25 protein-coding genes and 2 pseudogenes are annotated in these 26,748 nt (G+C 68.2%); 9 read left to right on the plus strand and 18 right to left on the minus strand.

Going from position 1 to position 26,748, the window contains the following annotated elements:
- The first annotated feature begins 34 nt into the window (after positions 1-34).
- Positions 35-469, plus strand: coding sequence for a DUF5959 family protein (locus tag ACQEXA_RS27775; RefSeq protein ID WP_432930410.1), 435 nt, complete (start codon positions 35-37; stop codon positions 467-469).
- Between the two features lie 1,199 nt (positions 470-1,668).
- Here ACQEXA_RS27775 and ACQEXA_RS27780 read toward each other — a convergent pair.
- Both ACQEXA_RS27780 and ACQEXA_RS27785 read right to left on the minus strand, forming a co-directional pair.
- Positions 1,669-2,136, minus strand: coding sequence for a hypothetical protein (locus ACQEXA_RS27780; RefSeq protein WP_432930408.1), 468 nt, complete (start codon positions 2,134-2,136; stop codon positions 1,669-1,671).
- Positions 2,137-2,570: 434 nt separating this feature from the next.
- The gene (locus ACQEXA_RS27785) at positions 2,571-3,170 is read right to left on the minus strand and encodes a helix-turn-helix domain-containing protein (protein ID WP_432930406.1); all 600 of its coding nucleotides are present in this window, start codon (positions 3,168-3,170) and stop codon (positions 2,571-2,573) included.
- Positions 3,171-3,248: 78 nt separating this feature from the next.
- Here ACQEXA_RS27785 and ACQEXA_RS27790 point away from each other — a divergent pair, with 78 nt between their 5' ends.
- Positions 3,249-4,076, plus strand: a complete 828-nt coding sequence (locus ACQEXA_RS27790; protein ID WP_432930404.1) for an alpha/beta fold hydrolase — start codon at positions 3,249-3,251, stop codon at positions 4,074-4,076.
- A 69-nt stretch (positions 4,077-4,145) separates the two neighbouring features.
- Here the strand turns inward: ACQEXA_RS27790 and ACQEXA_RS27795 are convergent, their stop codons facing one another.
- The 4 genes from ACQEXA_RS27795 to ACQEXA_RS27810 all read right to left on the minus strand — a co-directional run bounded on the left by ACQEXA_RS27795 (position 4,146) and on the right by ACQEXA_RS27810 (position 8,768).
- Complete coding sequence (locus ACQEXA_RS27795) at positions 4,146-5,009, minus strand: hypothetical protein (RefSeq protein WP_432930402.1); 864 nt, start codon at positions 5,007-5,009, stop codon at positions 4,146-4,148.
- A gap of 542 nt (positions 5,010-5,551) precedes the next feature.
- Positions 5,552-6,514, minus strand: coding sequence for a DUF2332 domain-containing protein (locus ACQEXA_RS27800; protein WP_432930400.1), 963 nt, complete (start codon positions 6,512-6,514; stop codon positions 5,552-5,554).
- Positions 6,515-6,885: 371 nt separating this feature from the next.
- On the minus strand, positions 6,886-7,530 hold the full coding sequence (locus tag ACQEXA_RS27805; RefSeq protein WP_432930398.1) for a response regulator: 645 nt from the start codon (positions 7,528-7,530) through the stop codon (positions 6,886-6,888).
- On the minus strand, positions 7,518-8,768 hold the full coding sequence (locus tag ACQEXA_RS27810; protein ID WP_433131401.1) for a histidine kinase: 1,251 nt from the start codon (positions 8,766-8,768) through the stop codon (positions 7,518-7,520). Before ACQEXA_RS27810 ends, ACQEXA_RS27805 begins: the two co-directional genes overlap by 13 nt.
- 169 nt (positions 8,769-8,937) lie before the next feature.
- On the opposite strand from ACQEXA_RS27810, the gene ACQEXA_RS27815 reads away from it, so the two are divergent.
- Complete coding sequence (locus tag ACQEXA_RS27815; RefSeq protein WP_432930394.1) at positions 8,938-9,435, plus strand: hypothetical protein; 498 nt, start codon at positions 8,938-8,940, stop codon at positions 9,433-9,435.
- A 678-nt stretch (positions 9,436-10,113) separates the two neighbouring features.
- Positions 10,114-10,783 (plus strand): annotated as a pseudogene (locus tag ACQEXA_RS27820) (nucleotidyltransferase family protein).
- 342 nt (positions 10,784-11,125) lie between these two features.
- Here the strand turns inward: ACQEXA_RS27820 and ACQEXA_RS27825 are convergent.
- From ACQEXA_RS27825 to ACQEXA_RS27850, 6 genes are all read right to left on the minus strand, one after another.
- Positions 11,126-11,269, minus strand: coding sequence for a hypothetical protein (locus tag ACQEXA_RS27825; RefSeq protein WP_433131403.1), 144 nt, complete (start codon positions 11,267-11,269; stop codon positions 11,126-11,128).
- Between the two features lie 127 nt (positions 11,270-11,396).
- On the minus strand, positions 11,397-12,437 hold the full coding sequence (locus tag ACQEXA_RS27830) for an ABC transporter permease (protein WP_433131405.1): 1,041 nt from the start codon (positions 12,435-12,437) through the stop codon (positions 11,397-11,399).
- Positions 12,434-13,357, minus strand: coding sequence for an ABC transporter ATP-binding protein (locus ACQEXA_RS27835; protein ID WP_433134634.1), 924 nt, complete (start codon positions 13,355-13,357; stop codon positions 12,434-12,436). Before ACQEXA_RS27835 ends, ACQEXA_RS27830 begins: the two co-directional genes overlap by 4 nt.
- Before the next feature lie 14 nt (positions 13,358-13,371).
- Complete coding sequence (locus ACQEXA_RS27840) at positions 13,372-13,752, minus strand: GntR family transcriptional regulator (RefSeq protein WP_432930386.1); 381 nt, start codon at positions 13,750-13,752, stop codon at positions 13,372-13,374.
- A gap of 210 nt (positions 13,753-13,962) precedes the next feature.
- Entirely contained in the window at positions 13,963-14,754 is a 792-nt protein-coding gene (locus ACQEXA_RS27845) for a hypothetical protein (RefSeq protein WP_433131407.1), read from the minus strand.
- 10 nt (positions 14,755-14,764) lie between these two features.
- Positions 14,765-15,286, minus strand: coding sequence for an RNA polymerase sigma factor (locus tag ACQEXA_RS27850; protein WP_432929152.1), 522 nt, complete (start codon positions 15,284-15,286; stop codon positions 14,765-14,767).
- Positions 15,287-16,116: 830 nt separating this feature from the next.
- Here ACQEXA_RS27850 and ACQEXA_RS27855 point away from each other — a divergent pair.
- Positions 16,117-16,305 carry a hypothetical protein gene (locus ACQEXA_RS27855; RefSeq protein ID WP_432930382.1) on the plus strand — a complete coding sequence of 63 codons (189 nt, stop codon included), beginning with the start codon at positions 16,117-16,119 and terminating at the stop codon, positions 16,303-16,305.
- A 506-nt stretch (positions 16,306-16,811) separates the two neighbouring features.
- Here ACQEXA_RS27855 and ACQEXA_RS27860 read toward each other — a convergent pair.
- From ACQEXA_RS27860 to ACQEXA_RS27870, 3 genes and pseudogenes are all read right to left on the minus strand, one after another.
- On the minus strand, positions 16,812-17,819 hold the full coding sequence (locus ACQEXA_RS27860) for an IS110 family transposase (RefSeq protein WP_433131014.1): 1,008 nt from the start codon (positions 17,817-17,819) through the stop codon (positions 16,812-16,814).
- Positions 17,820-18,066: 247 nt separating this feature from the next.
- Positions 18,067-20,184 (minus strand): annotated as a pseudogene (locus ACQEXA_RS27865) (catalase).
- Positions 20,185-20,421: 237 nt separating this feature from the next.
- Complete coding sequence (locus ACQEXA_RS27870) at positions 20,422-20,898, minus strand: SRPBCC family protein (protein ID WP_360999828.1); 477 nt, start codon at positions 20,896-20,898, stop codon at positions 20,422-20,424.
- A 511-nt stretch (positions 20,899-21,409) separates the two neighbouring features.
- Between ACQEXA_RS27870 and ACQEXA_RS27875 the strand changes: the two genes are divergently transcribed.
- Both ACQEXA_RS27875 and ACQEXA_RS27880 read left to right on the plus strand, forming a co-directional pair.
- Entirely contained in the window at positions 21,410-21,598 is a 189-nt protein-coding gene (locus tag ACQEXA_RS27875) for a hypothetical protein (protein WP_432930376.1), read from the plus strand.
- Between the two features lie 72 nt (positions 21,599-21,670).
- Positions 21,671-21,997: a plasmid stabilization protein gene (locus tag ACQEXA_RS27880; RefSeq protein ID WP_432930374.1), complete on the plus strand. Its 327-nt coding sequence runs from the start codon at positions 21,671-21,673 to the stop codon at positions 21,995-21,997.
- Between the two features lie 188 nt (positions 21,998-22,185).
- On the opposite strand, the gene ACQEXA_RS27885 is transcribed toward ACQEXA_RS27880, so the two are convergent.
- From ACQEXA_RS27885 to ACQEXA_RS27895, 3 genes are all read right to left on the minus strand, one after another.
- Complete coding sequence (locus ACQEXA_RS27885) at positions 22,186-23,022, minus strand: undecaprenyl-diphosphate phosphatase (protein ID WP_433131409.1); 837 nt, start codon at positions 23,020-23,022, stop codon at positions 22,186-22,188.
- Positions 23,023-23,101: 79 nt separating this feature from the next.
- Positions 23,102-24,319, minus strand: coding sequence for a glycosyltransferase family 4 protein (locus ACQEXA_RS27890; RefSeq protein WP_432930372.1), 1,218 nt, complete (start codon positions 24,317-24,319; stop codon positions 23,102-23,104).
- Positions 24,316-24,963 carry a DedA family protein gene (locus ACQEXA_RS27895; protein WP_432930370.1) on the minus strand — a complete coding sequence of 216 codons (648 nt, stop codon included), beginning with the start codon at positions 24,961-24,963 and terminating at the stop codon, positions 24,316-24,318. The genes ACQEXA_RS27890 and ACQEXA_RS27895 overlap by 4 nt, the downstream gene beginning before the upstream one ends.
- Positions 24,964-25,096: 133 nt before the next feature.
- Between ACQEXA_RS27895 and ACQEXA_RS27900 the strand changes: the two genes are divergently transcribed.
- Together ACQEXA_RS27900 and ACQEXA_RS27905 are read left to right on the plus strand one after the other, a co-directional pair.
- Positions 25,097-25,474, plus strand: coding sequence for a BlaI/MecI/CopY family transcriptional regulator (locus ACQEXA_RS27900; RefSeq protein ID WP_432930368.1), 378 nt, complete (start codon positions 25,097-25,099; stop codon positions 25,472-25,474).
- Between the two features lie 14 nt (positions 25,475-25,488).
- Positions 25,489-26,430: a M56 family metallopeptidase gene (locus ACQEXA_RS27905; RefSeq protein ID WP_359409033.1), complete on the plus strand. Its 942-nt coding sequence runs from the start codon at positions 25,489-25,491 to the stop codon at positions 26,428-26,430.
- Positions 26,431-26,748 lie beyond the last annotated feature (318 nt).

Here is a 26,748-nt window from a genome sequence, read left to right on the forward strand (position 1 = left end):
GCATCAGCACTGGACCGAACACCCAGGGTGGGACATGAAGGAGCCTGAGCGGTTCGCACTGCTGCGGATCACCGGTAAGTACGGCGGCAGTGTTGTGGTCGAGTTGAACGACTCCTATGCCCCGGGCATCCCGGACGTGAAGGGGCAGCTCCTGGTCCACAACGATTTCGTGGCCGGTGTCCTCGATACCTATGTGGATCCAAGAGACCTGGCCGGCTGGGCGCACGTATTGGACGAGGTCGCCGCGGGGCACGACGCCGTCTGGCGTGAGGCTGCGCGAGTCGCCGAGATTGGCATCCGCCTGAATTGGCGGGAGGACGACCATGATGGGATCACGGTCACCATCGCAGACCAGCAGACCAGCAGGCTGGCCCTCTCCCTCGAAGTGGACCGCGGCTGGATCGACGAGCAGCGTGCCCTGCTCAAGAGGCTCGGCACCGTCTGGGCGCACCTGATCCCGACGGACTGAAGAGCTTTAGGGGCAGCCCGTGCCACAGGCGTGCCAGATGCAAGGGTCAGCCACGGTCAACGACGGCTCTCCACAGTCGAGAAGTGCCGTTGGCCTGGGCTGCCGCTGCAGCCGCGGTGACCTGGTCGCTCCCGCTACAGATCACGCCGCCCTTACAAGGCAGTGGTCCGCTGGCATAGCCAACGCGGCCGCGACACTTCCAGAAGAACGAGCCGATACGTGATCCAACACCCAGTCCCCGCACGAGCGTTGACCTACCATGCAAAGGTGGACAGCATACGCTTGTGACCAGGCACCATCCTGCGATGACACGGGGCCATCATGGCAGTTGAACAACGGCACGAGGCGCGTCGGCTGCGTGAGCGTCTGCGCGGTTACCTCCTCGCCGTGGCGCTCCTCCCTGGGTGGGCGGTCCTAGGTCACCGGTGGATGTCTGAACCGTGGTCAGCGTGCATAGAGGACGTGCTCTTCATACTTGCGGCAGCCGTGCTCTACGGCGAGATTCGCGCCTGGCGACTCCGTCGCATCCACCGTATGCCCGATTGAGCGGAATCAACGGGCAGTCGCCCTCGCGCAGCTGGGTAGTAGAAGCGAGGGGGACTGTGGTCGAGCGGCATGTCGGGTGCATGGTGATCCAATGACTTCTTGGCTGAGCACCCGGAGCACATGGCTGCTGGTACTGCTCTTGTGGGCGTTCGGACTGACAGCCGCCCTGATCGGAATTGCGTTCGACCGAGCCTTCCTTGAACACCCTCCTCTGAGACCCTTCGCTTCTAACCTCCCTATGACAGTGGGCGGCACTTTCTGCGTCGCCGTCGCCGGCGCCAAGGGGTTGCGTCGTAGGCGACGGCGGCAGGACCGATGAGGTGGAGCCGGTTGCCGTACAGCAGCGAAGTACAGCAACCGGCACGACCGCAGTCGGCCATTCCTGCGCGTACGCGGCTGTCTGGCCAGCCCAGCAAACCTCAGCGACCATCGCGCCCGTAGTTCGCATCGAGGGGCTCACCGTGCCCGCTGCGTGCCCGTTCCGAGGGGACGCAGCGGGGAGCCACGGGGAACGCCGGGCCCGGCTGCGCTCTGTCCAAGGTCAGAGACTTGGCAGGTCAGCCCCGATCCGCATACGCCGTCTTCCAAACTGGTGCTCCAGGATCCGAGCGCGGCGGGCTTGACTCGGTCGTTGAAACTCCCGGCCAAAGTCGCTACGCCGACCCCAGGGCCTCTCCGGCGCGCCCAGAGCGGTCTCGGGACGAGGCCCACAGTGCGATCAGGATTGCGGCGACTAGAGTTGTGACGTCTGCCCAGTTGTAGGGCAGGGTCGTGGCGACCGGAAGGGCCACCAGCAAGGCGACCCCCTGCAGAACGGTGGAAATCACCGGCAGACCCTTTACTGCCGCGCCCGTCCACTTGCGGAACGCCGCGATCCCCCAGAGCAGAGGGAACAGCAGGCAGGCGATCGCAGCAACGGCGAAAATCGGCACGGCAATCAGGTTCCCTGCGTTTGCGGCGATGCCAGGTGAATCGTCACCGGGGACGATCACCGGGTGTTCCACGTACCAGTTTGCGAGGAGAGTCGCCTGCACGAACACGGCAGAGAACACGGTTGAGGTCAGGGCGGCCGCGCCATACCAGCGCCAGGATCGGGTCGTTGCCCCGCCGGTCGTTGCCACCGCAACTCCTTGTCCGTCCAACCTGCCGCAGCCTCATCCCCCGCTCGGCCTGGTCAACGAGTCCGCCATGCTTGCGCCGATCAGTGCAGCGAGAGTGTAGGTCCTCACCAGGCACGTGTCTGCTGTCGGCATGCCTCGTCGCTGATTGCGTACAGCAGCGATGTACAGCAACCGCCGCGCCCCGCGACCGACCCCGACCACCACCAGTCCCAAGAGGGCCCGGGGTTCAGGCGAACTGAAGTCTCTTCACAGCGAACTGCGGACGGTGGTGGGGCCTGGCGGGGGATAGGTGAGGAAGTTCGTCGGTTCCTCCGGCCTGCAGTGGCGGGTGGAAGCGGGCAGGGCGTATTCGGGGCCGGCGGGTGGCTGTGTTGGGCAGGTTGGCGTTGTGGGGTGGGTGCAATGTGTGGAGCTCCGGTTGTAGTGACAACCGCTCAAGAGTCGCCCCTGAGCTGGTCGCGCTGGATCTGGTAAGCGAGGGCACGACGCACAGAGGCTGATGCGTTGGTGGTGACCTTCGCGGGGATGTCGAGACCGCGACTGATCTCGTCGTATGCGTTCCGGTAGCTGCTGGGCATCTCTGCCTGGTGCAGCATCAGGTCCTCTTCGACGAGGCGCCGCAGCTCGTCGACGTTCTGAGGTGTGAAGCGCTTCTTCCCTCTGGCAATGGCGTGGACGTAGCGCGTGCAGCGGGCGGTGTCGTAGTTCTCGGAGATTTCCTCAGACAGGCCCCAGAGGCGTCCTTCGAGCCAGGGCACATCGAGCTGGCCGAGGGAGAGCTTCGTCGGGGGTAGTGGGTCGCCCGTCTTGTACTTCGTCACCTGCTTGGATACGGCGGGCTGACTCATGTCGGTGAGCTGGGCGATCCTGTCCTGGGTCCAACCGAAGTCGGCGAACAGCTTGATCATTTCGGCGCGCAGCTTTCGCATCTCCTCGCCCGCGCGGATGACCTCGTTCATGCCGGCGAGCATCCGCTCGGCCTGTTCCTCGGTTAGCGTCTCGGGGCTCTGGTGTGTGTCCTTTTCGCCTGCCATAGCTCGGTTATATACCCGAGCGATCCCGCCACTATAACCAGGTTGTATAACCTGGTTATAGCTGGCATGATCCGCGTCATGCCTACCTTCTCCGCACCCGATGGAACCCAGCTCGCCTACCGTGTGATCGGAGACGGCGACCCGGTCGTCTGCCTCCCGGGAGGTCCCACGGACTCCCTCTACCTCGGCGACCTGGGGGGCCTGTCCGTACACCGTCAGCTGATCATTTTGGATCTTCGCGGCACCGGCCGATCTGCGATTCCCGAAGACACCTCTTCCTACCGCTGCGATCACTTGGTCAACGACGTCGAGGCGCTGCGTGAACATTTCGCGCTCCCTCGGATGGACTTGCTCGGCCACTCCGCTGGCACGAACGTTGCGACGCAATACGTGGCCCGGTACCCGAAGAACGTCAGCAAGCTCGCCCTGATCGGTCCCAGTCCCCGAGCTGTTGGCATCGCGATCAGTGCGGAGATGCGACGCGAGCTCGCGCAGCTTCGTGAGAACGAGCCGTGGTTCCCAAAGGCGTTCGCCGCTCTGGAGGCGATCACGGAGGGCACGGGAAGCGACTGGGAAGCCCTCGCTCCCTTCTTCTGGGGCCGCTGGGACGCCGCGGCACAGAACCACCATGCGTCCAGCCAGCCGAAAAACAAGGAAGCTGTCGCTCTCTTCGCGGCCGAGGGCGCCTTCAACCCGGAGACCACTCGTGCGGCGCTCGCCGCCTGCGAGGCCCCCGTGCTGCTGCTCGCCGGAGAGTTCGACTTGAACAGCCCGCCTCAGTCGGCGGCCGAGTTCGCGGCGCTGTTCTCCGATGCCACGCTCGTGGTTCAGCCGGGAGCGGGCCACTACCCCTGGCTCGACGACGCCGACCAGTTCGTGGCGACCACTGCGGCATTCCTGGGATAAAGACCTCCTTCCGCGGCTGGATATCGGGCGCCCTTCTGGCGACCGGCCGTCAGCCGAATTGGAAGTTGCTCATGGTGGTGTCGTGTCGTCTTCGAGGATCTGGCGGGCTGCTTGCGCGTATCGGATGGCGCTGGCGGTGCTGATGCCGAAGACGGCAGCAAGGTGCAGCGGATCGGGGCCGCGGTTGAGGGCTTCCTCCAGCCAGCGGTCCACGCGGAGCCGGTCGAGGGTGGCCTTGTGGCCGCGGAACAGGTTGTTGATGTAGTAGCTGGTGACCGGCCGGGTGTCGTAGACGGTGCGTTTGGAGACGAGCAGGTGGGGGTTGGCGGTGGACGGCCAGCGTGCTCTGCGGTGGACGAGGTACTCCTTGATGACCTTGAGGGATAGGTCGTCGAGCCGGCGGACGTGGCCGGCGATGGTGACGCGCCGGTCGCCGAGGTCCACGTCGTCGAGTTGCAGCCGGCGGATGTCGCCGGGGCGAGCAGCGCGCACTGCGGACAGGGCGAGCGCCATACGGTGCTCGGGTGTGGTCGCCGCGGCGACGACTTGCTGGTAGTCAGTTTCCGAGAGCGGAAGGATCGCCGGTAGAGAGACACTGCCTGGGGCGAGACGGGTGGTGGGGTTTCGGAAGATTTGCCGTTGCGAGCGCAGGTAGCGGAACAGGGAGCGCAGCGAGATCAGCGCCTGTGTTCGCGCGCTGCCAGCGGGTAGCTCTGCCAGGTGATCGTGGGAGCTGAACCAAGCCCTGAGCAGCGGGGCTGCGGTGCGCAGGTATTCGCCGACGGTCTCGCGGCTGCGCGGGTGACTTCGGCGCGTTCCGCTGAGCAGTTGGCGGAGCCAGTCCTCGGCATCGGCGCGGATTGCGGGAGCGCCGCTGTGCAGTTGTCGGTCGAAAGCCCGGTCCAGTGAGGACGGTCGGTCATCGACGAGCATGCCGACCCTGGTGAGTGTTCGTGGCCGTCGGGCCACTGGCCAGCCGTTGGCGAACCATGCGGCGCCAGCGGCATCCCGCGGGGAACTCCGGGCAACTGACTTAACGACCGGCCGAGGTGCCCGGCAGATTCAGCGACCGTGGCGCCCATATTTCGCATCGAGAGGTCACCAGCACGGAGCTCGTGCCACTCTCGTGCCAGAACGGGCGGGGAGCCAAGGAGAATCGCGGTGCGCAGGGGTGCACGCCGCCCACTCCATCCAAGATGGGGAATCCACAGGTCAGGCCGGCGATCGCCCCACTTCGCTCCTAAAGCGGGTGTCGCAGGTTCGAATCCGTCTGCGTCTCGACAGCGGGTGAATTCAGCCGTTGCCGATGCTGCACCCACCTTCCCTGAACAGCAAGCGAACCCCAGCTGCGATCGGTCGGGTGTTCGTTGTGCCTAGTGGGGGCGATCCGGGCCCCAGAGAGCGGAGCAGCAGGATGTCGGGACACCGGGGACCGGAAACCGGGAGGCGAGAATGCGCGATGCCGGCTGCACGTGTTACATCCAGCGGATCCAGTCGCCGTGCGGGTGGGTGAAGGCGGCAGGTGCGCCGTCGACGGTGAGGACGAACGGCGAGGTCTCGAACCGGGGCGGCGTGACGTCGGCGACCACGCCCGGCGCCTCGTTCGCGATCCATACGACGTCAAGCTCGCGGGCCAGCCCGGCGAAGTCGGCGCGGAGCTGCGGCTCGACGTATGCCAGCACCGCCGAGTGGAACACCACAACACGCGCGTCCCGGGGCGCCTGCCCGACGAGGGCCGGCAGCGCTTCGAGCAGGTCGCCCTCGTGCACAGGCACCGGATGGCGCTGCGCGGTTGCCAATGCGCAGACGAGGCGTTCGCGGCGGGCCGTCTGCCCTGGCCACACCAGGCACTCGAGCCAGGACCGGTCCTCGGGATCCGACGGATCGAGCGGGTTGAGGTCGATGCCGGCCGCCCATGCCACTTCAGGCATCCGCAGTTCCGGGTGCGGTCCCTCCGCCCGGCACCGGAGTGTCGGCGCCTGTGGGTCACGGCCGGTCAGGTGCGTGTGGCCGTAGTCGTAGGAGTACCGGTCGACGTGCAGGCACAGTCCGGCGCTCGCGCCGACCTCGATCAGGGCGAGCGGCCCATCGAGCGCAGCCAGCGCGGGCAGGAGCGTTGCACAGCGGCCCGGCTCGTTGGTCTGGGTGCGCCGGGACAGCATCATCGCCCGCAGCTCCCCGGCCCGCGTGGTAGCCAGCTCCCGCAGCGCGTCCGCGTCGGGCGCCGTGCGCAGCATGTGGCGGGCCGCGGCGAACAGCAGGTTCGGCTGGCGCTTGTCGGCGGGCAGGGTGCCCAGGAAACCCAGCACGTCCGGGTCGGACGCCACCGCGAGGGCCAGCGTCTCGTAGGCGGGGGATCGTCCCGCCGCCTCGTGCTCGGCGAAGCGGCGGTAGTTCTCCGCCGTCGTCACCCGGTCGTCCAAGCCCGTCATCGCCATGGCGCGATCATATGGGCCGGTCCGAACACTTCCGGCGGCAGGTGTGGCTCGATCAACTCCCAGAGGAGGGCGACCGCCGAACCTGCCGCATGGTCTGGGGCTGCTCCAACCAACACGTCTGATGGAAGTGGGTCGACCGTCCGACCGCCCCGTTGGAATTCTGCCCCGACCCGGATCTGGTGGACGGATGACATCCACACCTGACATCAACGACAGCGGACTTCAGCAGACCTGAGCCACCAGGGATGACCGCTGTGCTCGTAGCTGGCCGCAGCGCGAACGGTCGCGGATCGAACTTGTAAGGCGGCGGTCGCACGACGGTGTGCGCCAAGTACGTCAAGGCGCCCGCACCGCAACGCCGGCCCGGCTTCTCAGGACACGCCGAGGAAACGCAGTACGGCAAGGACCCGGCGGTGGTCCGCGTCCGCCTTCGGCAGGTCGAGCTTGGCGAAGATGCTGTTGATGTGTTTGGCCACCGCGCTCTCGCTGATCACGAGCTGTTCGGCTATCCCGGCGTTGGACCGGCCGCCCGCCATCGACTCCAATACCTCGCGTTCCCGAGCGGTGAGCCGGTCCAGCGGATCGCTGTGGCGGCGCACCAGCAGCTGGGAGACAACCTGTGGGTCCAGTACGGTGCCGCCCGCCGCCACCCGCCGCAGGGCGTCGGCGAACTCCTCGACGTCCGCGACCCGTTGCTTGAGGAGATAGCCGATCCCTGACGTGTGGGCGGACAGCAGATCTGCCGCGTACCGCTCCTCCACGTACTGCGAGAGGAGCAGGACCGCCGTCTTCGGCGACTGCCGCTTGATGACCAGCGCGGCCCGCACCCCCTCGTCCGTGAAGCCGGGAGGCATGCGGACGTCTACCACCGCGATGTCCGGACGGTGCTCCTCCACCACCGACAAGAGCGTCTCGGCGTTACCGGCTTCGGCGACCACTTCGAACCCGGCCATCTCCAGGACCTTGACCACGCCGATCCGGAGCAACACGGAATCCTCGGCGATCACGGCACGCACGGCAACTCCACAGTCATCAAGGTCGGCCCCCCGACGGGGCTGTCGACCGACAGAGTGCCATCCACCGAAGCCACCCGCTTGGCCAGCCCGACCAGCCCGGTGCCACGGGCGGGATCGGCGCCGCCCACACCGTCATCGCTGATGACCACCAGCAGGGTCGGACCGAAACGCTCCACGGTGACCTCGGCCCTGGACGCCTCGGCGTGCTTCACCACATTCGTCAGTGCTTCGGACACGACGAAATAGGCGACGGCCTCGATCGTGGGCGACGGCCGTGACGGCAGGTCCACCCTCACCCGTACCGGAATGGGTGCCCTGGCCGCGACACCCGAGATCGCGGCGTCGAGGCCACGGTCCTCCAGAACGGCCGGGTGCAGCCCGCGCACCAGACCGCTCAGCTCTTCTATCGCCTCCTTCGCCTCCCGGTGCGCCTCGTCGATCACGCGGCGGGCGTCCTCGGGCAGGTCGCCGAGCGTCGCCTTGGCCAGTCCGAGGTTGACCGCCAAGGAGACCAGCCGCTGCTGAGCGCCGTCGTGCAGGTCCCGCTCGATGCGCCGCCGTTCGGCGTCGACGGCGTCCACCAAGCCCGCCCTGCTCTCGGTCAGGTCATCGACCCGGCGCGCCAACTGCTCCTCGCGGCTCGGCCCGAGCAGGACAGTCGCCATGCGGATGTCGAGCCGGGACAGGACGCCGGACAACCACGCCGCCTCATAGAGCAGGGCGATGCCGGAAGCGGTGACGTACGCCGCCCAGGTGGTGTACCCGGGGTGATCGACGCGCCAGTCGAGGGGCACCAGCCAGAGCCACCCGTAGACCGAGACGGCCGCGCCGGCGGCGAGCCACATCAGGAGGACGAGGGCCGCCGCGAGGGCCAGGAGCGGCCCGTACAGCAGGTGGTATGTGAGTTGCCGCCGTCCCGTCGGGGTCCGCATCCATTCACGCGGCCCGGGGCGCCGCCGCGCGTAGGGCGAGGGAATGTCCACACCGAGCCGGGTACGGAAGCGGCCGTGCTGCGCCGCGGTCACCAGCGGCCCGGCTAGCACGACGGCGGCCAACGGGACGAGAACCGCGAGAAGAATGGCCCACATCGCGACCGGCACGAAGAGCATCCAGGGCAGTGCCATGACGAACAGGACGCCGAGCTGGATCAGGACACCCGTGCCGAGAAACGCGACCGAGCGTCCGACTCCTTGGAACGGCTGCAGGATTACGCGCCGCAGGCGGGCAGTTGTATGCATGGGAAGACGGTAGGCGTCGAGGTCAGGGGCCATCCATGGCGTAGGTGTCCGACCTGGGGGTGCAACTAGTGCCACCCCGGAACGGACACTCGCGTTACTGACTGTGATCGCAGTGCGATGAAGGCTGGAGGCTGTGAGGGAAAGCCCGAAACGTGAGGAGACCGATCCGATGAGCGTGCCGAGTGACCGTCGACCACATGATGCCGCGTACCGGTCGGCCGGCAGCGGGGCTCGCTGCTGGTACCGGATGGAGCACATCCTGATCATCTGCGGGCTGGCCCTGGTGCCCTGGCTGGTCGTGTTGACCAACGACCTGCCCGGTACTGCCATCACCGGGAACTGGCACATTGTCTGGATCGGCCTAGACACCTTGGAGGCCCTGGGCCTGATCGCCACGGGGCTGCTGGCCAAACGTGGCCACCACCTGCACCCGCTCACGGCCACCGCCGCCGCCACACTGCTGGTGGTCGATGCCTGGTTCGACACGATGACGGCGGCACCGGGCGCGGATCGGGTCTCCGCGCTGGTGATGGCGTTCTGCGCGGAGCTGCCGCTAGCGGTGATGTGCGGCGTGCTGGCGGCAAGGGGGCACGCCCGCCCCGCGCACACCAGCCCCGCGGTGGACGGGCCGCCTGTTCCCAAGCTGATGGTCTTGAGCGTCTGTTGAGTCGGCTGCTGGCGCAGAGGTGAACCGATGGGCCGTCATCGATCACGTGCCTGCCGCACGCCGGTGCAGGCGATCGGGCTGCTGCCGTCTTCGGTGAGGAACAGCATGAAGACCCAGGACCCATCGCGCACGGGGGCTGCGGTGTTGGGGGCCGCCGTCCCGGCGGTTCGCTCAACGCGGCCTCGCACACCCGTGTACGACAGGGATTCGTCCAACGATCCGGCAAGTGCTGATCCAGTAGAGCAGCGGATAGCGCGACAGTAACGACAGCCTCGGATGGGCGAGGTGCCGACACCTCGCTGCTGGCGCGCCCATCCCAGCCCTGCCTGGGGAGGTCAACGAACGACTGGCCCGGGTGATCAGCATGCTGGGTCACTCACTGGGCAAGGCCAGGCCTCTCTAGCGGCCGATCGCTGGGCCGTCTGTGGGCCGTGCGAGGCAAACCGAGGCCGACCGACAACGACAGAAGCCCACGGCGTCTGAGCTGGTCAGAGCCGTGGGCTTCTTCAGTCCCGCTGGTCAGCGAGACCGGTGATCAGTACACCGGCTACTGATCGCACTCGACGAGGGAGCGACGCGACGGTTGCCCCGACGAGCCTCGCATAGTAGTGCGTAAGTATGGCCGCCCTGTAGAAGCAGAGCCGGTCTGGCACAGGTGACTTGTGGTAGGCAGGGCTGGTGATCAGCCGACTCCCTCTCGACCAGCAACTTGATTCTCTGCATGAGGTGCTTTCGCGTAACAAGGTGTTGACGGAAGTGTTGGCGCGAACTGCGACGTTGGGCCTTCCTGGGTGGTATGTGGCGGCCTGGTGTCTATTCCAGACCGTATGGAACGTAGTCACGGAGAGGCCTCCGGCCCGCGGCATCAAGGACTACGACGTCATCTACTTCGACGACAGAGAGCTGTCTTGGGAAGCAGAGGGCGCAGTAATCAAGACCGGACGCGAGGTCTTCGCCGATCTGCCTGCGGACGTTGAGATCAGGAACGAGGCGCGGGTCCACCTCTGGTATGAGGACAAGTTCGGAGTGCCGTGTCCGCCGTACGACTCCAGCGAGGCAGCGATCGACAGTTTCGCTGCAACGACGTGCTGTCTGGAAGTTCGTGTGGAGACGGACGGCCGTTGGCGCGTCTATGTACCACACGGGCTTTCGGACATGTTCAACCTCGTCCTCCGCCCGAACCCGGCACTTGCCCCTCGGTCGGTCTATGAGACGAAGGCAGCGCGATGGCGCGAGCAGTGGCCAGAGCTGAGTGATGGACTGGCCGGCCACAAGCAGTGCCACGGTCGCCGCCGAAGGCGTACAGCAACGAAATACCGCAACCACAAGAACCGATCCCGTCTGGTAGCGACCTCGAAGGCCCTTGGTGCGACCGGTACGACCGTCAGCGACCGAGCCACATAGAGCTACGGATCAGAAGGTGCCCGTGCCCCATCCGTGCCCGATCGCACGGGGAACCGCGGGGAATCACGGTGTCGAGCGGGCACCGCACAACGCAACGACCCCTGACCGTCTTGCCTGATCAGGGGCCGCTCACCTGCGCGGTGGGTGTGGGATTTGAACCCACGGTGACTCGCGCCACGACGGTTTTCAAGGTCGTTTGCGATCTCGGCTCGTCCGCTGCGGCTGACGCGCGGTCCTGGCCACCGTTAAGCCACGTCCGGGCCCGCTGTGCCGACCGGCATGCCCTCTACCGCTGGCGCTGACGTTTCACCACGCGGATGACGGCGATGACGGCTGTGACGATGACGAGGGCGCCTACGACGAGCAGCACGGGCGGGATCCGCTGCTCTTGTACGGCGAGAAGGAACGGGGCGGACGGAAGGGTGTTCACGGCGAACTCCTTGCTGTGAGGGGCAGCCGGCCTTGCCGGACTGCGTCGTTGATGTCTCAGGGGTGGTCGTTCGGGAGATCCGGCAGCCCGGCACCGCCAAGCGCCGGGGCTCTACGGAGCGTCGTGGTCACACCAGGGGACGGCGAGAGACTCGCCAGACCATCCAGGCCGCCAGCGCGGCGGCCGCCGCAAGGCACACTCCGGCTTCGGCCCAGTTGAGCGACCACATCTGACCGGCCGGATGGAAGCGGACGAACTGTCCGGTGATGTCGTGTGCCTGATAACAGCCGGTCGGTGCCTTTTCACCCTGGAATGAGCAGGTGCTGTCGGGCAGGGAGGCTCCGGAACTCGTGACGTAGCCGCTCTGGGTCACCCACGCACTGGCGCTGGTTTCGGGCGCGACGAGCGGGTTGCGGGATACGGCCATGGAGGTCGGCCCGAGGTAGGGCCGGAGTTGACTGATGGCGAATTCCAGAAGGCCGGTGGTGACGAACGTGCCGAGCATGGCGGTCACGGTGCGGCGCAGGAGCAGGCCGAGCGCGGCCCCCACTGTCAGCGCCAGGAGGGAGAGCGCGACGGGTGCCGCTCCGATGAGGTCGAAGGGGACGCCGTCCTGCCAGAGGACCGTGTTGAACAGGGAGCCCTCGGCGCGCCACCACCAGTCCCACAGAAGGCTGAGGGTGGCCGTGGCGATCGCGATCAAGGCCATAGGGAAGCAGAGCTTGGCCAGCACCCAGCGAGTGCGAGTGACCGACTGTGTCCAGACGAGGCGGTAGGTGCCGCTCTCCAACTCGCGAGCGAGCAACGGAGCACCGAAGAAGACGCCGATGACCAGCGGGATCTGCCCAGCGAGGACCGAGGCGTGGTTGAAGTTGCTCTCGTAGAGCCCGCTGAACTCTCTGATCTTGGCGGCCACCGCGGCACAGTGCGGGGAGCTGTCGGAGGCCGTACAGCCGGCCAGGTGGTTGGTCCGGATGAAGGTGACCATCCCCGAGTGCTGCTCGGCCACGGCGGCTGCGACGGCCACGAGGAGCACGGCGCCGGCGATGATCGGGATTCGGTGCTGGCGCCACACCAACCATGTGACGCCGTGCAGGATGCCCCGCTGCCGTGCTCCGCCGGCGGCCGCGGTGCGCTTCGGAGAGGGAGCGGTGGTGGTAGTGCTCACGAGGCCACCACCTTGGGACCGCCACAGGCGTCCGCGGTCAGCAGCGGTGGCGCTTCGGGACAGCGTAGATACGACAAGATCATCTCTTCCAGGGTGGGCCGGCGCACGTTCCAATGCGGCGGCAGCGGGCCCTCGGGGCGTATGAGCGCGGTGAGTTGACGACCGACGGTGCGTGCCTCCACTACCGTGTGCGCGGCGAGTTCGTCGGAGGGGCCGTCACCAGCGTGAGCGGCGATGGCGTAGGCGTGGGCGGCGATGAGTTCGTCCGCCTTACCGGCCAGGCGTACCCGCCCGCCGGTGATGGTCAGGACCCAGTCGCAGACGCCTTCCATCTCGGCGACCATGTGCGAGGACATGAGCACGGTGGTGCCGCGTTCGGCCGCCTCGGTCGACAGCATGCGCATCATCTCGTGGCGCACCAGGGGGTCGAGATCGGACATCGGCTCGTCCAGGAGCAGTAGGTCTGGCCGTTTGCCGAAGGCCATGGCGAGCGCGACCCGGGTGCGCTGGCCTCCGGAGAGACTGTTGACGCGCGCGGGCAGCGGAATGTCACCGGCCGCGACGATCTGCTCGGCGCCGGCCTGGTCCCAGCCCGGATTCAGCTCGCGCCCCATGCGCAGCATCTCCGCGACCGTAAAGCGCGGGTAGAGGGGCTTGTCCTGGGCGAGGAAAGCGACGCGTCCTTCGGCGGCGGCTTGCCGCGGTGTTCGCCCGGAGACAGCTACCTGGCCAGTGGTCGGGGACAGCAGGTCCGCGACCATGGACATCAAGGTCGTCTTCCCGGCACCGTTGGGTCCCACCAGGGCGCACACGGTGCCCGCGGGGATGCGGAAGGTGCAGTCCCGCAGCGCCCAGCCGCGCCGGTATTTGCGGCCGAGCCCGGTGGCGAGGAGCGCGGGGGGGCCCGCGTCCTGGGGCATGTCGATGACCTGGTTCAACTGATCTCCTTGTGGTTCATGGCGTGTGCGTCGACGGCCACCCGCGAGAAGCGTGCGTGAACCGGCACGGCGGCCAGCGCGGTGACCTCCTCGCGTTCGAGGCCGGCTGTGGCCGCCCGGTCCATCCATGCGTCTAGATCGCGGACGAGCGCGGCGCTCGGGATGAGACGCGCGCGGGTGAGGACCGAGGGCTGGACGAATGTGCCCCGCCTGGGCGGCGGCGTGACCAGTCCTTCACGCTCCAATTCCCGGTATGTCTTGAGCACTGTGTTCGCGGCGACCGCACTGACGGAGACGACCTCGCGGGCCGTCGGCAACTGGTCCCCGGGCATCAGTAGTCCGAGCCGCAGAGCGTGTCCTCCGGACGGGTCGGGCACTGACGGCCGCGACGCCCAAGGATCTCCATCACGAGCCGGGGCGTGACCTCTGCCGCCGTGAGGAGCGTGCCCGTGCCGTACTGGGCAGCGTGCAGCCGGATGACGTGGCGGCCGGTGGACTGGGCGATGCGGGTGACGGAGCGGTAGGACTTCCGGGGCTCAACCGGGCGGCCGCTCCGTGAGGTCGGAGCGGCCGGCTGTGTCGGCTTCTCAGTCCTTCGGGAAGATGGAGTCGCCGGAGACGGTCCGGGTGGAACCGTTCTTGAGGGTGATGTCGACCTTGCCGGCGCTGCCGGTCGGTTCGGCGGACGGCCACCAGGCGGTGAACCGGCCGTTCTGGATGGTGGCCTCGATGGTGCGGTCGCCGTCGTGCAGGGTCACGGCCCTGACATCGGATCCCACCGAGCCCTCCATGTAGTTGAGGCCGGTGCTCCCTTCACCGTGACCGCCGGCCGAGTCCACCTCGACCGCGTTGCTCGCGAGCTTCTTCACCGGGCCGATCACCTCGGCCATGCCGTGGCCGACCTTGTCGGTGAGGCAGTAGGAGATGGTCTTCCCGTCGGTGACGACCACAGAGGTGATCGAACCGCGCACGTCCAGGTTGGCGTACGAGACCGACGTGCCGGAGTAGTCGCTGCCCAGAGCCTTGACACACCACTTCTCGGCGGCGATGGCGACGGGCGAGGCAGCCGGCAGACGACTCGGGGTGCCGGTCCAGCTCGCGAGTTCCGCCGCGGGCAGCACACCCGAACCGGACGCGCTGTGCGAGGCCTGACTCACGACGGCCACGACCGCGGTGGCGGTGACGGCTCCGGCCGCCACCCAGAGCAACGGGCGACGACGACGAGGCGGGGAGGCAGGCTGCGAGGTGGACACCGCACTGTTCATCACGGTACGCAACAGATGTTCCTTACGGTTGCTTTCGGCTTCGGTCAGCTCGCGGACGGGAGCAGCGTCCAGAGCGGCCAGCAACCGGGGGAGGTTCTTCTCGTGATCGTTCACGTCTCTTCCTTCAGTGCGCCGGAGCCGGAGCGGGGACGGTTCGACCGGTCGGGCCGAACAGCTTGGCCAAACGACGTTTGGAGCGGGAAAGCCGCATCGTGTAGGCCGCGCGTGAGCAGCCGAGCACGGTGGCAGCGTCCCGGTCCGTGAGGCCCTCCCAGACATGGAGCGCCAGTACTTCCTGGTCGGCGGCCGACAACCGCCGCCAGGCGGCCACCAGGTCCATCCGCTCCTCGGCCTGGGTCAAACCGTCGTAGCTGTCGTCGCCACCGTTCTCCATGACACGCACCGCGACAGCCGTCTGACGGCGCTGCCCGCGGTGGGCGTTGAGCATCGCGTTACGCGCGGTGCCGAAGAGCCACGGACGTGGGTCCTCCGGCAGCTCGCTGCGACGACGCCACGCGGCGAGGAACGTCTCACCGACGATGTCGTCCACGTTCATCGGGTGAGCACGCCGGCGGACGAACCGCAGCACGTCCTCGTAGTGAGCGCGGTAGACATCGGTGAACTCGTCCTCGCTGTCGATGGCCATGGCTTCCTCTCGCTGCTTCCGTCCCTACGTGTCCACCACCCGTGACGGTGCAACGCGAGAGTTCGAAGAATTTTTGTGCCGGCCCCCCAGCAGCTCGGACAGGGTACGCGGCAGGTGTCGAACGACAGAGGTCATCGCAGGTCACCGCGTCGCCGCGTGTGGCAGCGCAAGGCTTGTGACCGGTCTCGACGAGCCTCGCCTGTTCTCGGCGGAGATCACCTACGGCCGCGTGATCACGAAGGTGTTCCGGAGGCGCGGTCCATGCTGGGTGGGGACCCACACCTAGCGGGCTTCCGGGAGACCGGTAGACGGCCCCTGGGGACGACCGGGCAGCACCATCGGCGATGTCGCATGTAGAGCTACGGATCAGAAAGTGCCCGTACCGCATCCGTGCCCGATTGTGCGACTGCTCCCCTCCGGCACGACACGTACAGCCCAAGGGCACAAGCTCGCTGATGTCTCTTACCTACACGCGCCCCCAGGTGAGCGCTGGGGGTGGCCCGCAGGGCAGCGGGCGGTGCGCGTTCCGCGGTGAGCCAGCCGAGAACGACGCCGGCGTGCCGCGAAGCCCCGCGGGAAGTGGTCTCAGTTTTGGTCTCATTCATCTCTGCCCAGAGCCGTTCACAGGCGTACGAGCCTGCCGAGTGAAGCGCGGTGGTGAACGAGCGTGGACAAGGCCGAACGCTGCCCTGACGAGCAGGAACAGAACTCGAAAGCGAGCGAGCCGACAGTTGCATACTGCCTCTCCGGTCGACCGCAGCCCGCGTATGGTCACGCGTCGGGGCGACTCGCCGAAGGACGGCACGAACGACGCCAGGAACAGGAGGACCGTGAGCAGGAGACGCTACGTTGCCAGGGGCGTGCCGGGTGGTTACCGAATCTGGGACAACCTAGGCCGTCGATGGTGGGGCGATCTCTACGAGTTGTGCCCTGACGATCTTGTGGCCGAACTCAACGGCAAGGCGGACCACGCACGGATCACTGCGCTGATGAAGCGCTACAGGGCGCAGAGGCGATAGGGCGCCCCTGGAGCGCCGACGACGAATGCGCGCACCACAGCCGCACCAGATCGGGCGGGGAACAGCGGGGAACCACGGGGAAAGCAGCATCGTCTGCCAAGGCTCCCTGTAGACCATTCGCCCACCCATGAGGGCCGGGCCTGTCAAGCATAGAAGTGGCCCCGGCCTGCGGCTTTTTGTTCTTCGCCGAGGCGCTTTCCTTGTGGGTCTTCCTCGTGCTCGTCTGGCAGGCGGCTGCCGTGCAGAGCCCTGAGTCGGGAGGCGAGGTAGCGTCACCAATATTCAGAGATTTGGTCGTGACGCCCCCGATGCGCTGATGGCCTTGGCGGAGTGAGCTCACATCCACCCATTCGGCGTCTGGCCGGGCGGGCCGGCGCCATGACCGTGGTTCGGGGGATCCGGGCTGCTCAGTCAGGTCATCGAGCACGGGCGACAGCCCGTCTCATGGGCAAATGCGAGCTCACCCGGGGTCTGCGACCGCCCCTGGCGGTTGTCGTCGGCTGGTGTCATCGAGTCCTCTGCCGGTCGGGTGGGGCCTGGACTGCGCGCAGCAGATGGTAGGCGCGGGCCAACAGGCGGCGGGCGATCGCGGTGGTGGCGATCTTCTTGCCCCGGCGCCGGGCGAGGCGCTGGTAGGAGGCGGCGAACTCCGGCGACCGCTTGGCGGTCTGGGCGGCTTCACACAAGATCCACCGCAGCCAGTCCGAACCCTGTTTGGAGATGTGGCCGTGCCGGACAGTCATGTCCGAGCCGCGGACCGTCGGGGTGAGCCCCGCCCACGCGGTGAGCTTGCGGGCGGAGGGGAAACGGCTGATGTCACCGATCTCGGCAACGATGATCAGGGCGGTGAGCGTACCCACCCCCGGCAGCTGGGTGAGGGATTTGACCCGCGGATCACCACGGGCGTGCGCGACCAGCTGCTGGTCCAGGGCGTCGATCGGCTCTTTGAGCGCGTCCATCAGGACCAGAAGATCGTCGACCACGCGGTGCGAGGCGTCCGGCAGGTCCAAGCCGTCGAGCCAGACCCGTCCCGGAGCGGTGAAGTAGCTGCCAGAGCGGTCGCAGCCGTAGTCCGCCAGGACGGCATGGACACGGTTGCGTAGCAGCGTGCGCAGACGCACCAGCTGGCAGCGGTGACGCAGCAGAGCCCGTTGCTGGCGCACATCCAGCGGGGCGATCCACGCCTCCGGCAGCAGATCCGCACGGAGCAGTTGGGCAAGGGTCGCCGCGTCGACCTTGTCGTTCTTCAGCCGCGCGGAGGCGATGGCCTTGCACCGCAGCGGGTGCACCAGGTGCGGCTCGAAGCCGTAGTCCTCCAGCAGTTCCACCAGCCAGCCCCAGCCGTAAGCGGCCTCGAAGGCCACCGGGGCTCCGATCGGAAGATCCCCGATCACCGAGAGCACCGTCTCGACCCCGTTGGGCACGTTCCGATTCACCTGCACCGCGCCATCGTGATCAACGACCGCGATCTGTGAGCGCTTGCGGTGCACGTCGATGCCGACGTAGACCGACATTGAGGGCCTCCTTTCCGAGCACGTATGGGACCCGGATCCAGAATCCACCGGGCTGTGCAGGGAAGGGGGCCCGGCCCTCATAGAGTCAGGCCAGCCTCACAACGAGCCCTAGGTCCTCTCAGCTTCCCAAGCTGAGAGCGCGAGTTCGATTCTCGTCACCCGCTCCAGTGCAAACCCCCAGGTCAGAGACCCGGGGGTTCTTTGTTGTCCAGGCCGATCGGCGTGCGCCCCATCGCGAGGCGCAGACTCAGTCGATGGACCCCGGATTGAGCAATCCGGGACGACGCATGAAGCGGTGCTGTTCGATCGCGGCCACGAAGGCGTCGGCGATGTCATCGGCACCGTTGCCGCTGATCACGCCCTGCTCCGTCCCGGAGCCGTTCAGCACCTCGGCCGGCAGCCTGGCCGCGGCGAGCAGCTGCTCGCCTTCCCCCTGAACGGCGATCGGCTTGCCGTGGCGGTAGCTCTCCTCCACGAAACGCACCGCGGCCGGGTCGTCCAGCAGGGTCTGCGCGGCTTGCTTGCCGCCGGGCACCAGAAGGGCGTCGTACAGCACGGCCCCCATCGTCGGCAGGGCTCGGTCCACGTCGAGTGCCGCGCTGTCGGCGCCGCGCACGGTGCCCTCGCCGGCCGCGAGTACCTCGACCACGGCACCGTCCCCGGTCAGCCTGCCGCGCACCGCTTCGACGTGCTCGACATCGGTGCCGTCGGCCGCCAGTACGGCGACCTTGCGGGTGCTGATGGTGCTGCCGCCGAGGTTCTCCTGGCCCAGTGCCGGCGACGAGGTGGAGGCGATGCCGGAGGCTGTCTGCGGCGCGGGCAGCCCGAGGCCCGCTGCCACGGCGCCGCACAGATCGCCGTGGACGTTGGCCAGATTGGCCACCATGCGTTCGCGTACCTCGGCCGAACCGACCTTGCCGAGTTCGAAGCGGAACGCTTCGACGATGTGCGCCTTCTCCCAGTCCGACATGCTGTTCCAGAACAACGTGGCCTGGCTGTAGTGGTCGCGGAAGCTCTCGCTGCGCACCCGGATCTTTTCGCCCGCCACCCGTTCCTGGTAGTGACGGAACACCCCGCTGTCGACCCCTGCGCCGGCGTGTGCCGGGCAGCCGCCGCTCAGCGAGTTCGGGAAGTAGCTGTTGCCCGGCTGTATGACCTGCTGGCCATAGCCGTCACGGTGGTTCGTGTTGACGTCGGCGATGGGCCGGTTGACCGGCAGTTGGGCGAAGTTGGGCCCGCCCAGACGGATCAACTAGGTGTCCAGATATGAGAAGTTGCGGCCTTGGAGCAGAGGGTCGTTGGTGAAGTCGATGCCGGGGACGATGTTGGCGGTGTGGAAGGCGACCTGCTCGGTCTCGGCGAAGAAGTTCTGCGGGTTGCGGTCGAGGACCATGCGCCCTATGGGCTGCACGGGAACCTGCTCCTCCGGGATGATCTTGGTCGCGTCCAGGAGATCGAAGTCGAAGGCGTCTTCGTCCTCCTCGGCCACCAACTGCACGCCCAGCTCGTACTGCGGGTAGTTGCCCGACTCGATGGCTTCCCACAGATCCCGGCGGTTGAAGTCGGGGTCCCGGCCGGCGGCGATCTGCGCCTCGTCCCACACTAGGGAGTTCACCCCGAGCACAGGCTTCCAGTGGAACTTGACGAAAGTCCCGCGTTCGGCGGCGTCGACGAACCGGAAGGTGTGCACGCCGAAGCCCTGCATCATCCGGAAACTGCGCGGAATGGCCCGGTCGGACATCAACCACATCAGCATGTGGGTGGACTCCGGCTGCAGCGAACAGAAGTCCCAGAAGGTGTCGTGCGCCGAGGCGCCCGTGGGCATCTCGTTGTGCGGTTCCATCTTCACCGCGTGCACGAAGTCGGGGAACTTGATGGCGTCCTGGATGAAGAACACCGGGAAGTTGTTGCCCACGAGGTCGTAGTTGCCCTCGCGGGTGTAGAACTTCGTCGCGAAGCCGCGCACGTCACGCACGGTGTCCGCCGAGCCTCGCGGCCCCTGCACCGTGGAGAAGCGTACGAACACCGGGGTGCGCCGCCCCGGCTCCTGGAGGAAGTCCGCACAGGTGTACTCGGCCAGCGAGTTGTACGGCTCGAAGTAGCCGTACGCGCCCGCGCCACGCGCGTGCACCACGCGTTCCGGAATGCGTTCATGGTCGAAATGGGTGAGCTTCTCCCTGTTGTGGAAGTCCTCCAGCAGGGTCGGACCGCGCTCACCGACGCGTAGTGCGTTGTCCGTGTCGTCGACCCGTACTCCCTGGTCGGTGGTGAGTGCGTCGGACTCGGGTGCCGCGCGGAAGCGGTCGAGCTGCCTGTCCTTCTCGTCCTGGTCACGCCGCTCGGGATGTGGAGTTCCGGAAGTCATGACTGATGTCCTTCGCTGTCGGCAAGCGTCCGCACCTTCGCCTCGGGCCTGCGACGTCGTGGCCGACCGGGACGTCCTTCGTCCGGACCACCAGGAACGCCAAGGGCCCGGTGGCCCACAGCGGCATGGGCGAGCCCGTCGTTGCGGGATGCGGGTGGATGATCACGGTCCTCGGTTGCGGGCACTGGCCGGAGGGCACACCGACCGGTGCCCGTGGACACGTCGCTTCTCGACCGCTCAGGCGAGAGAGCCGGGGTCTTCGGGCCGGATGCGGCCGCGCCAGGCTCCGCTCTCGCCACCGCGACGTTCGATGAAGTCCTTGAAGCGGTGCAGATCCCCCTTGACCCGCCGGTCGATCACGCCCAGCATGTCGGCGCCCTTCTCGGCGACACCGGTGGGGTCGACGTCCATGGTGAGTTCCACCCGGGTGTGTGCGTCGTCCAGGCGCTGGAAGCGGACCGATCCCCGTTGCCGGGTGTCGCCGCCGATGGTCCGCCAGGTGATCCTGTCGTCCGGTAGCTGGTCGACGATCTCGGTGTCGAACTCGCGCCGCGCCCCGCCCATGCTGGTGATCCAGTGGTTGTGCCGGGCGTCGAGCTGCCGGACTTCCTCGACGCCTTCCATGAAGTTCGGGAACTCCGCGAACTGGGTCCACTGGTTGTACGCCATGCGGACCGGGACCTCGACATCCACTGATTCCTTGACCGTGCTCATCTCTTCCTCCTTGCTGGCGTTCGACGGCGCCGGGCCACCCCTTGCACGTCTGCGCGGCACGGGATGACCCAAGGGGGCAGCACGAAGACCTTCTCCAGCGCCTGACGGGCGGTGTTCGCCCGTGCCTGTGGGGCCGGTGGTGGCTCCGGGCCTCATGTCCCCGGCGCGGACTGGCCTCGGGTACCACTCGTCGCCCGGATCACACTCGGATGGGCTCCCCGGGTGGAGCGCGGCACGAAGTCCGGACGCCGGTCGGCCGAGTCTCGCCGGAGCATGCCGTCGACAAGTGCCGTGGTCAGGGGGACGTCCCGGCGGCGCACCCGCCATGAGCGTCGGGGCGGGAGCCATTGCGTGCCCGGGAAATCAGGTGTCGCGGGGTATCCGGGTCGCGGGCAGCGTGCCCCGGGCCGTCCGGACGGGTGATGGACGCCTGACATGTGCGTCGGACGACTGCTCCAGGGAACTCGTCGTCCGAACGAACACCGATACGAGGACGAGCGGGGTTCCTCAGATGTCCGCTCCACAGCATCCCGAGCAGCGGGGCAGTGGCAAGGGCGGCGCCACACCGCAGCCGGCCGTCGAGCGCACGGCGCGGGAGGCCCAGGCGAAAGGCGGACAGCCCCACGGCACGGACAAGGGCGACAGGGGCGGAGGAGAGGGCGGCAGTGTGCCGCCGGATCAGCAGCCCGAGCATCCGTGAGCCCGGACCGAGCACCCACTGCCGTAGAGGGACCTTGAACGTCACCTCAGTACGCAGGAAAGGAAAGGCGCCATGCCGGCCGGATCGAGTTCCAAGCGCGAGCGGCAATACGAGCACATCAAGAAGAGCGCCGAGGACCGCGGCGAGTCGTCGGAGCGGGCCAAGGAGATCGCCGCGCGGACGGTGGACAAGGAGCGGGCCAGGTCCGGTGAGTCGGATACCGCCAGCAGGACCTCCACCCGTGACCCGAAGTCGGCGTCCGAGCGCGGTGGGCAGCGCTCCCACAGCGGCGCGGAAGGACCCACCAGGGACCAGTTGTACGAGGAGGCCAAGAAGCGCAACATCCACGGTCGCTCCTCGATGACCAAGGAGCAGTTGGAGAACGCCCTCGGCCGCTGACCGCATCAAGACGGCTGCCGGCCGCCTCTCTGGTGATCCGCTGGAGCGCACTCGGTGCTGAGCGAGAGCGCCGCCTGCCACGTCCTGCGTGAGCCGGGGGCGTGGTCAGGTGGCGCTCTTCTTACGGCGACGTCCGGCCCGGGCGAGTGCGTCCACCAGCCCCTCGCGGCTCATCCTGGACCCCGTCCTCAGGCGGTCAGCGCTCCCGTGGCCAGCAGTCCGAGGAGTCCCACGCCGATGATGAGGCGGTAGATCACGAAGGCGTTGAAGGAGTGCCTGGCGACGAACTTGAGCAGCCAGGCGATGGAGGCGTAGGCGACCACGAACGAGACGGCGGTGCCGACGGCGAGCGGTACGGCGCCGACCCCGGTGCCGACGGCGTCCTTCAGTTCGTACAGGCCCGCGCCGGTGAGGGCCGGGATGCCGAGGAAGAAGGAGAGGCGGGTGGCGGCGACCCGGTCCAGGTCCAGGACCAGCGCGGTGGACATGGTGGCGCCGGAGCGTGAGAAGCCGGGGAAGAGCAGCGCGAGGATCTGCGAACTGCCCACCAGCATCGCGTCCTTGAATGTGGTGTCGTCCTCCCCGCGCTTGTGCCGGCCCATCTGGTCGGCCGCCCACATCACACCGGAGCCGACGATCAGCGAAGCTGCCACCACCCACAGCGAGGCCAGCGGCCCCTCGATGAGCGGCTTGGCCACCAGGCCGACGGCCACGATCGGGATCGTGGCGTAGATGACCCACCAGGCGAACTTGTAGTCGTGGTGGTAGCGCTCGTTCTTGTCGACCAGTCCTCGGCCCCAGGCGGAGACGATCCGCACGATGTCCTTGAAGAAGTACAGGAGTACGGCGGCGATCGCGCCGACCTGGATGACGGCGGTGAAGCCGACCACGGATGTGTTGTCGACGGGGATGCCCATCAGCCCCTCGGTGATCTTCAGATGGCCGGTGGAGGAGACGGGCAGGAACTCGGTCAACCCCTCGACGACTCCGAGGACTACGGACTGGCCGATACTGATAGCGCTCATGGGATCCATCTCTGCGGTGGGCGGGTGTGAGGGCTGCACGCGCTGCGGTGCAACCGGGCGGTGTCGAAGCGGGCCTGGTTCAGGGGCGCAGTCTGCTCAGGGTGCGGCGGACACTGCCGCCCCACCGGGCCGTGCCGTGCGGCCGGTCGCGTGTGTGCCGGGCGGCGGCGAGTTCGTCGAACAGGTCCTCGTAGGTGCCGGCAATGCGGTCCGGATCGAAGCGGCGAGCGGCGATCAAGGCCGTCTCGCCCATGCGGCGGCGGCCGGGCTCGTCCGCGATGAGGTCGAGCAGGGCGGTGGCCAGCGCCTGGCGGTCGCCCATGGGGACCAGGCGTCCGTCGACGCCGTCGTGGATGATCTCGGCGGGACCGAGCGGGCAGTCGGTGGCGACCACCGGCACGCCGCAGCGCATCGCTTCGACGATGGTCATGCCGAAGGACTCGGCGTCGGAGGCGGAGGCGACGATCGCCGCGCGGGCGAACTCGGGCTCGATCGGCGAGACGACGCCCATCAGCACCGCCCGGCCGGCCAGGCCCTGTTTGTCGATCTGTTCCTGCAGCCGTTCCTTTTCGGTGCCGGCGCCGTAGATGCGAAGAGTCCAGTCCGGATGCCGGGCGGCGACGTCGGTGAAGGCTTCGATGAGCAGGTCGAACCGCTTGGTGCGGGCCAGGCGCCCGGCCGCGGCGATGGTCTTGGACGTGCCGTCGGACGGTGGGAGGCCGGGGTCGGGCACCCCGTTGGGGACGGCCAGGACCCTGACTCCCGGCAGCCGCATCCGGGTCCGGTAGACGGCGGCATCCGCCTCGGTCGTGGTGACCACGGCGTCCAGGTCGCGGTAGTGGCGGGCGAGCTGGGCTCGCAGTTTCCTGCTGTGGGTGTCGTGGGTGAGGTGTTCCTGGGCGATGCGCACCGCGCGGGTCGAGGCGAAGCGAGCCAGGTAGACGTTGAGGCCCGGCCGGGTGCCGATGATCACGTCCGCGTCGCAGTCACGCAGATACTCCTCGGCCCGCCGGTCGGTGAGGAGGCTGTACTGGTGGGACCGCTTCTCGGCTGCGGGGAAGGCCCGCGACGGCTGCTGCAGCTGCGGATCGGCCAGATCGGCCGAGTCCTTGCGCACATCGACCAGGGGCACCACGGCCACCCGGGGATCGATGGCGAAGCGGGGGCTGGTGCGGTGGCGGCGGACGGAGACGACCGTCACCTGGTGGCGATCGGCGAGCGAGGCGGCCAGGTTGAGGGTGGTGCGGTTGGTGCCGCCGATCCCGTAGATGTCATGGATCAAGAAGGTGATCTTCACGCGGGGGTCTCCGGGTTCGGTCCGGCCGCCCCACGGCGACGGGCACGCAGCACTTCCAGGGCCAGCGGCAGCAGGGAGACGGCGACGATCAGGCCGACCAGGGGCAGCAGATAGTGGTCGACGTTCGGGATGCTCGCGCCCAGGCCGTAGCCGCCGAGCACCAGTCCGACCGTCCACACCAGCCCGCCGACGGCCTGCCAGAGCGTGAACGTGCGGGCCGGCACCTGCGCGATCCCGGCGATCGGGTTGAGCACGGTGCGCACGACCGGGATGAACCGGGCGAGCACGATGGCCTTTCCGTGGCCGTAGCGTGCGAGCAGTTCCTCGGCCCGGACCACGCCCTCGGCCAGGTGCCGGTTGCGGGTGCGGGCCAGCAGAGACCGGCCGGCGCGGCGGCCGATCAGATAGCCGGCCTGTGCGCCGAGCAGTGCCCCGGCCACGGCCGAGATCAGCACCCCGGGGAGGGCGAGGCGTACGCTGCCGGTGCCGGTGCACAGCAGCCCCGCGGTGAAGAGCAGCGAGTCGCCGGGCAGGAAGAAGCCGACCAGGAGTCCGGTCTCGGCGAACAGCACGAGGAAGATGCCCGCGCTGCCGAACGCGGTCAGCAGGGACGTGGCGTCCAGTGGATTGACGGCCTGGGGCACCGCGAGGTCCTTTCCCGCTCCGCGCGGTGTTCTTCGGGCGCGGGCGCATGGCAGACTCTGAGCACGACAGCTTTTACACGGCCGTAAAAGTTCTACACGACTGTAGAAGACGAGCGGGAGAACGACAAACTCCATGGCAGCCGACACCCACGGGCGCGGCCCCAAGCGGGCCAACGGCGTACGCGAGGCCGAAATCCTCCAGCTCCTGCAGCAGGCGGACGTCGCCCTGACACCGGGCGAGGTCACCGAGCGCCTCGGCAGCGAGCTGACGTACAGCAGCGTAGTGACGATCCTCACCCGCATGCACACCAAACAACTGCTCACCCGCACCGCGCGCGGCCGAGCCTACGCCTACGCCCCCGTCACCGACGAAGCCGGCTTCGCCGCCCGCCGCATGCGCACCGTCCTGGAAGAGCGCGCCGACCGCGAGGCCGTGCTGGCCCGCTTCGCCGACAGTTTGTCCGACGCGGACGCCGACCTACTGCGCCAGCTGCTCGGCCCCGAACAGTAGAAGGGACCGCCCGGATGCGCATTGCCGTCTACCTGCCGCTGCTGCTCTCGCTGCTCGCGCCGCTCGGTGCGCGCCCGCTGTCCGAGCGCTGCGAACCGCGCCTGGCCACCTGGCTGCTGGCAGCGTCGTCCCTGGTCCTGGGCGCGGCGAGCACCATCTCCTTGGGCCTGCTGGCCGTCACCGGCCTGATCCGCATCCCGCAACTCGCCGTCCTCGGCCACTGGTCGGCCCAGACCGCCCAGCACGACGACCCCGCCCGGCTCTCCGTCGCCCTGGTCGCCGGCCTGCTGCTCGGCGGCGCCGCGATCACCGCCGCCCGCATGCTCTGGCGGCGCGCCCGCACCCTGGCCGCCGCCGCGCTGGAGGCCGCCTGCATGCCCGCGCGCGACGGCCTGGTCGTGGTGGAGGACGACGCCCCGGACGCGTACGCACTTCCGGGACTGCCCGGCCGCATCGTCGTCTCCACCGGCATGCTGCACACGCTCGACAAGGCCGAGCACGACATCCTGCTCGCCCACGAACGCGCGCACCTGAGGGCCCACCACTACGCCTTCGTGGCCCTCGCCCAACTCGGCGCCGCCGCCAACCCGCTCCTGCGCCCGCTCGCCACCGCCGTGAACTACACCATCGAACGCTGGGCCGACGAGAACGCCGCCACCGCCACCGGTGACCGCACCCGTGTCGCCCGCACGGTCGGCAAGGCCGCCCTCGCCACCCATCGCGCCCCAGCCCTCGCCCGCGCCACGGGCGCCGCCCTCGGCATCCTCGGCCGCCGCGGCCCCCTGGCCACAGCCGGTCCCGTCCCCCGCCGCGTGGCCGCACTCCTCGCCCCGCCGCTGGGCCGCCACCCGGTCCTGACCGCAGCGACGGCAGCCGTGGTCACGGCCTCAGCGCTCGCCACCGCCGAAGCCGCCCACGACCTGCACCGCCTGCTGGAAACCATCGGCGCCCGGTAGATCCGGCGGACAAGCCCCAGGTCAGCGCCTGGGGCTTGCGTGCGTCCGGCCTTGCTCGGGGAGGTCAGCTGCCGGGCCCGGCGGGTTCCTTGCGTGCCGGTCGACGACTGCGCGCCCCATGACGGCATCGGTGCGTACAGCGTCCGGGCGAGGTCCTGTGGCTTCCGCCACAAGCGCCGGGGACGGCGCCGACACCTCGGTGCGCGCAAGCGCCGAGTCGCCTCCCAGGCCGGGAGCGCGAGTTCGATTCTCGTCACCCGCTCCACGAAGAGGGGCCCAGGCAGGAGACCTGGGCCTTTCCGCTGTCCGCGGTGATCA

Origin of the sequence: Streptomyces sp. CA-106110 (assembly GCF_050936285.1) — a bacterium.
Taxonomy (GTDB): Bacteria; Actinomycetota; Actinomycetes; order Streptomycetales; family Streptomycetaceae; genus Streptomyces.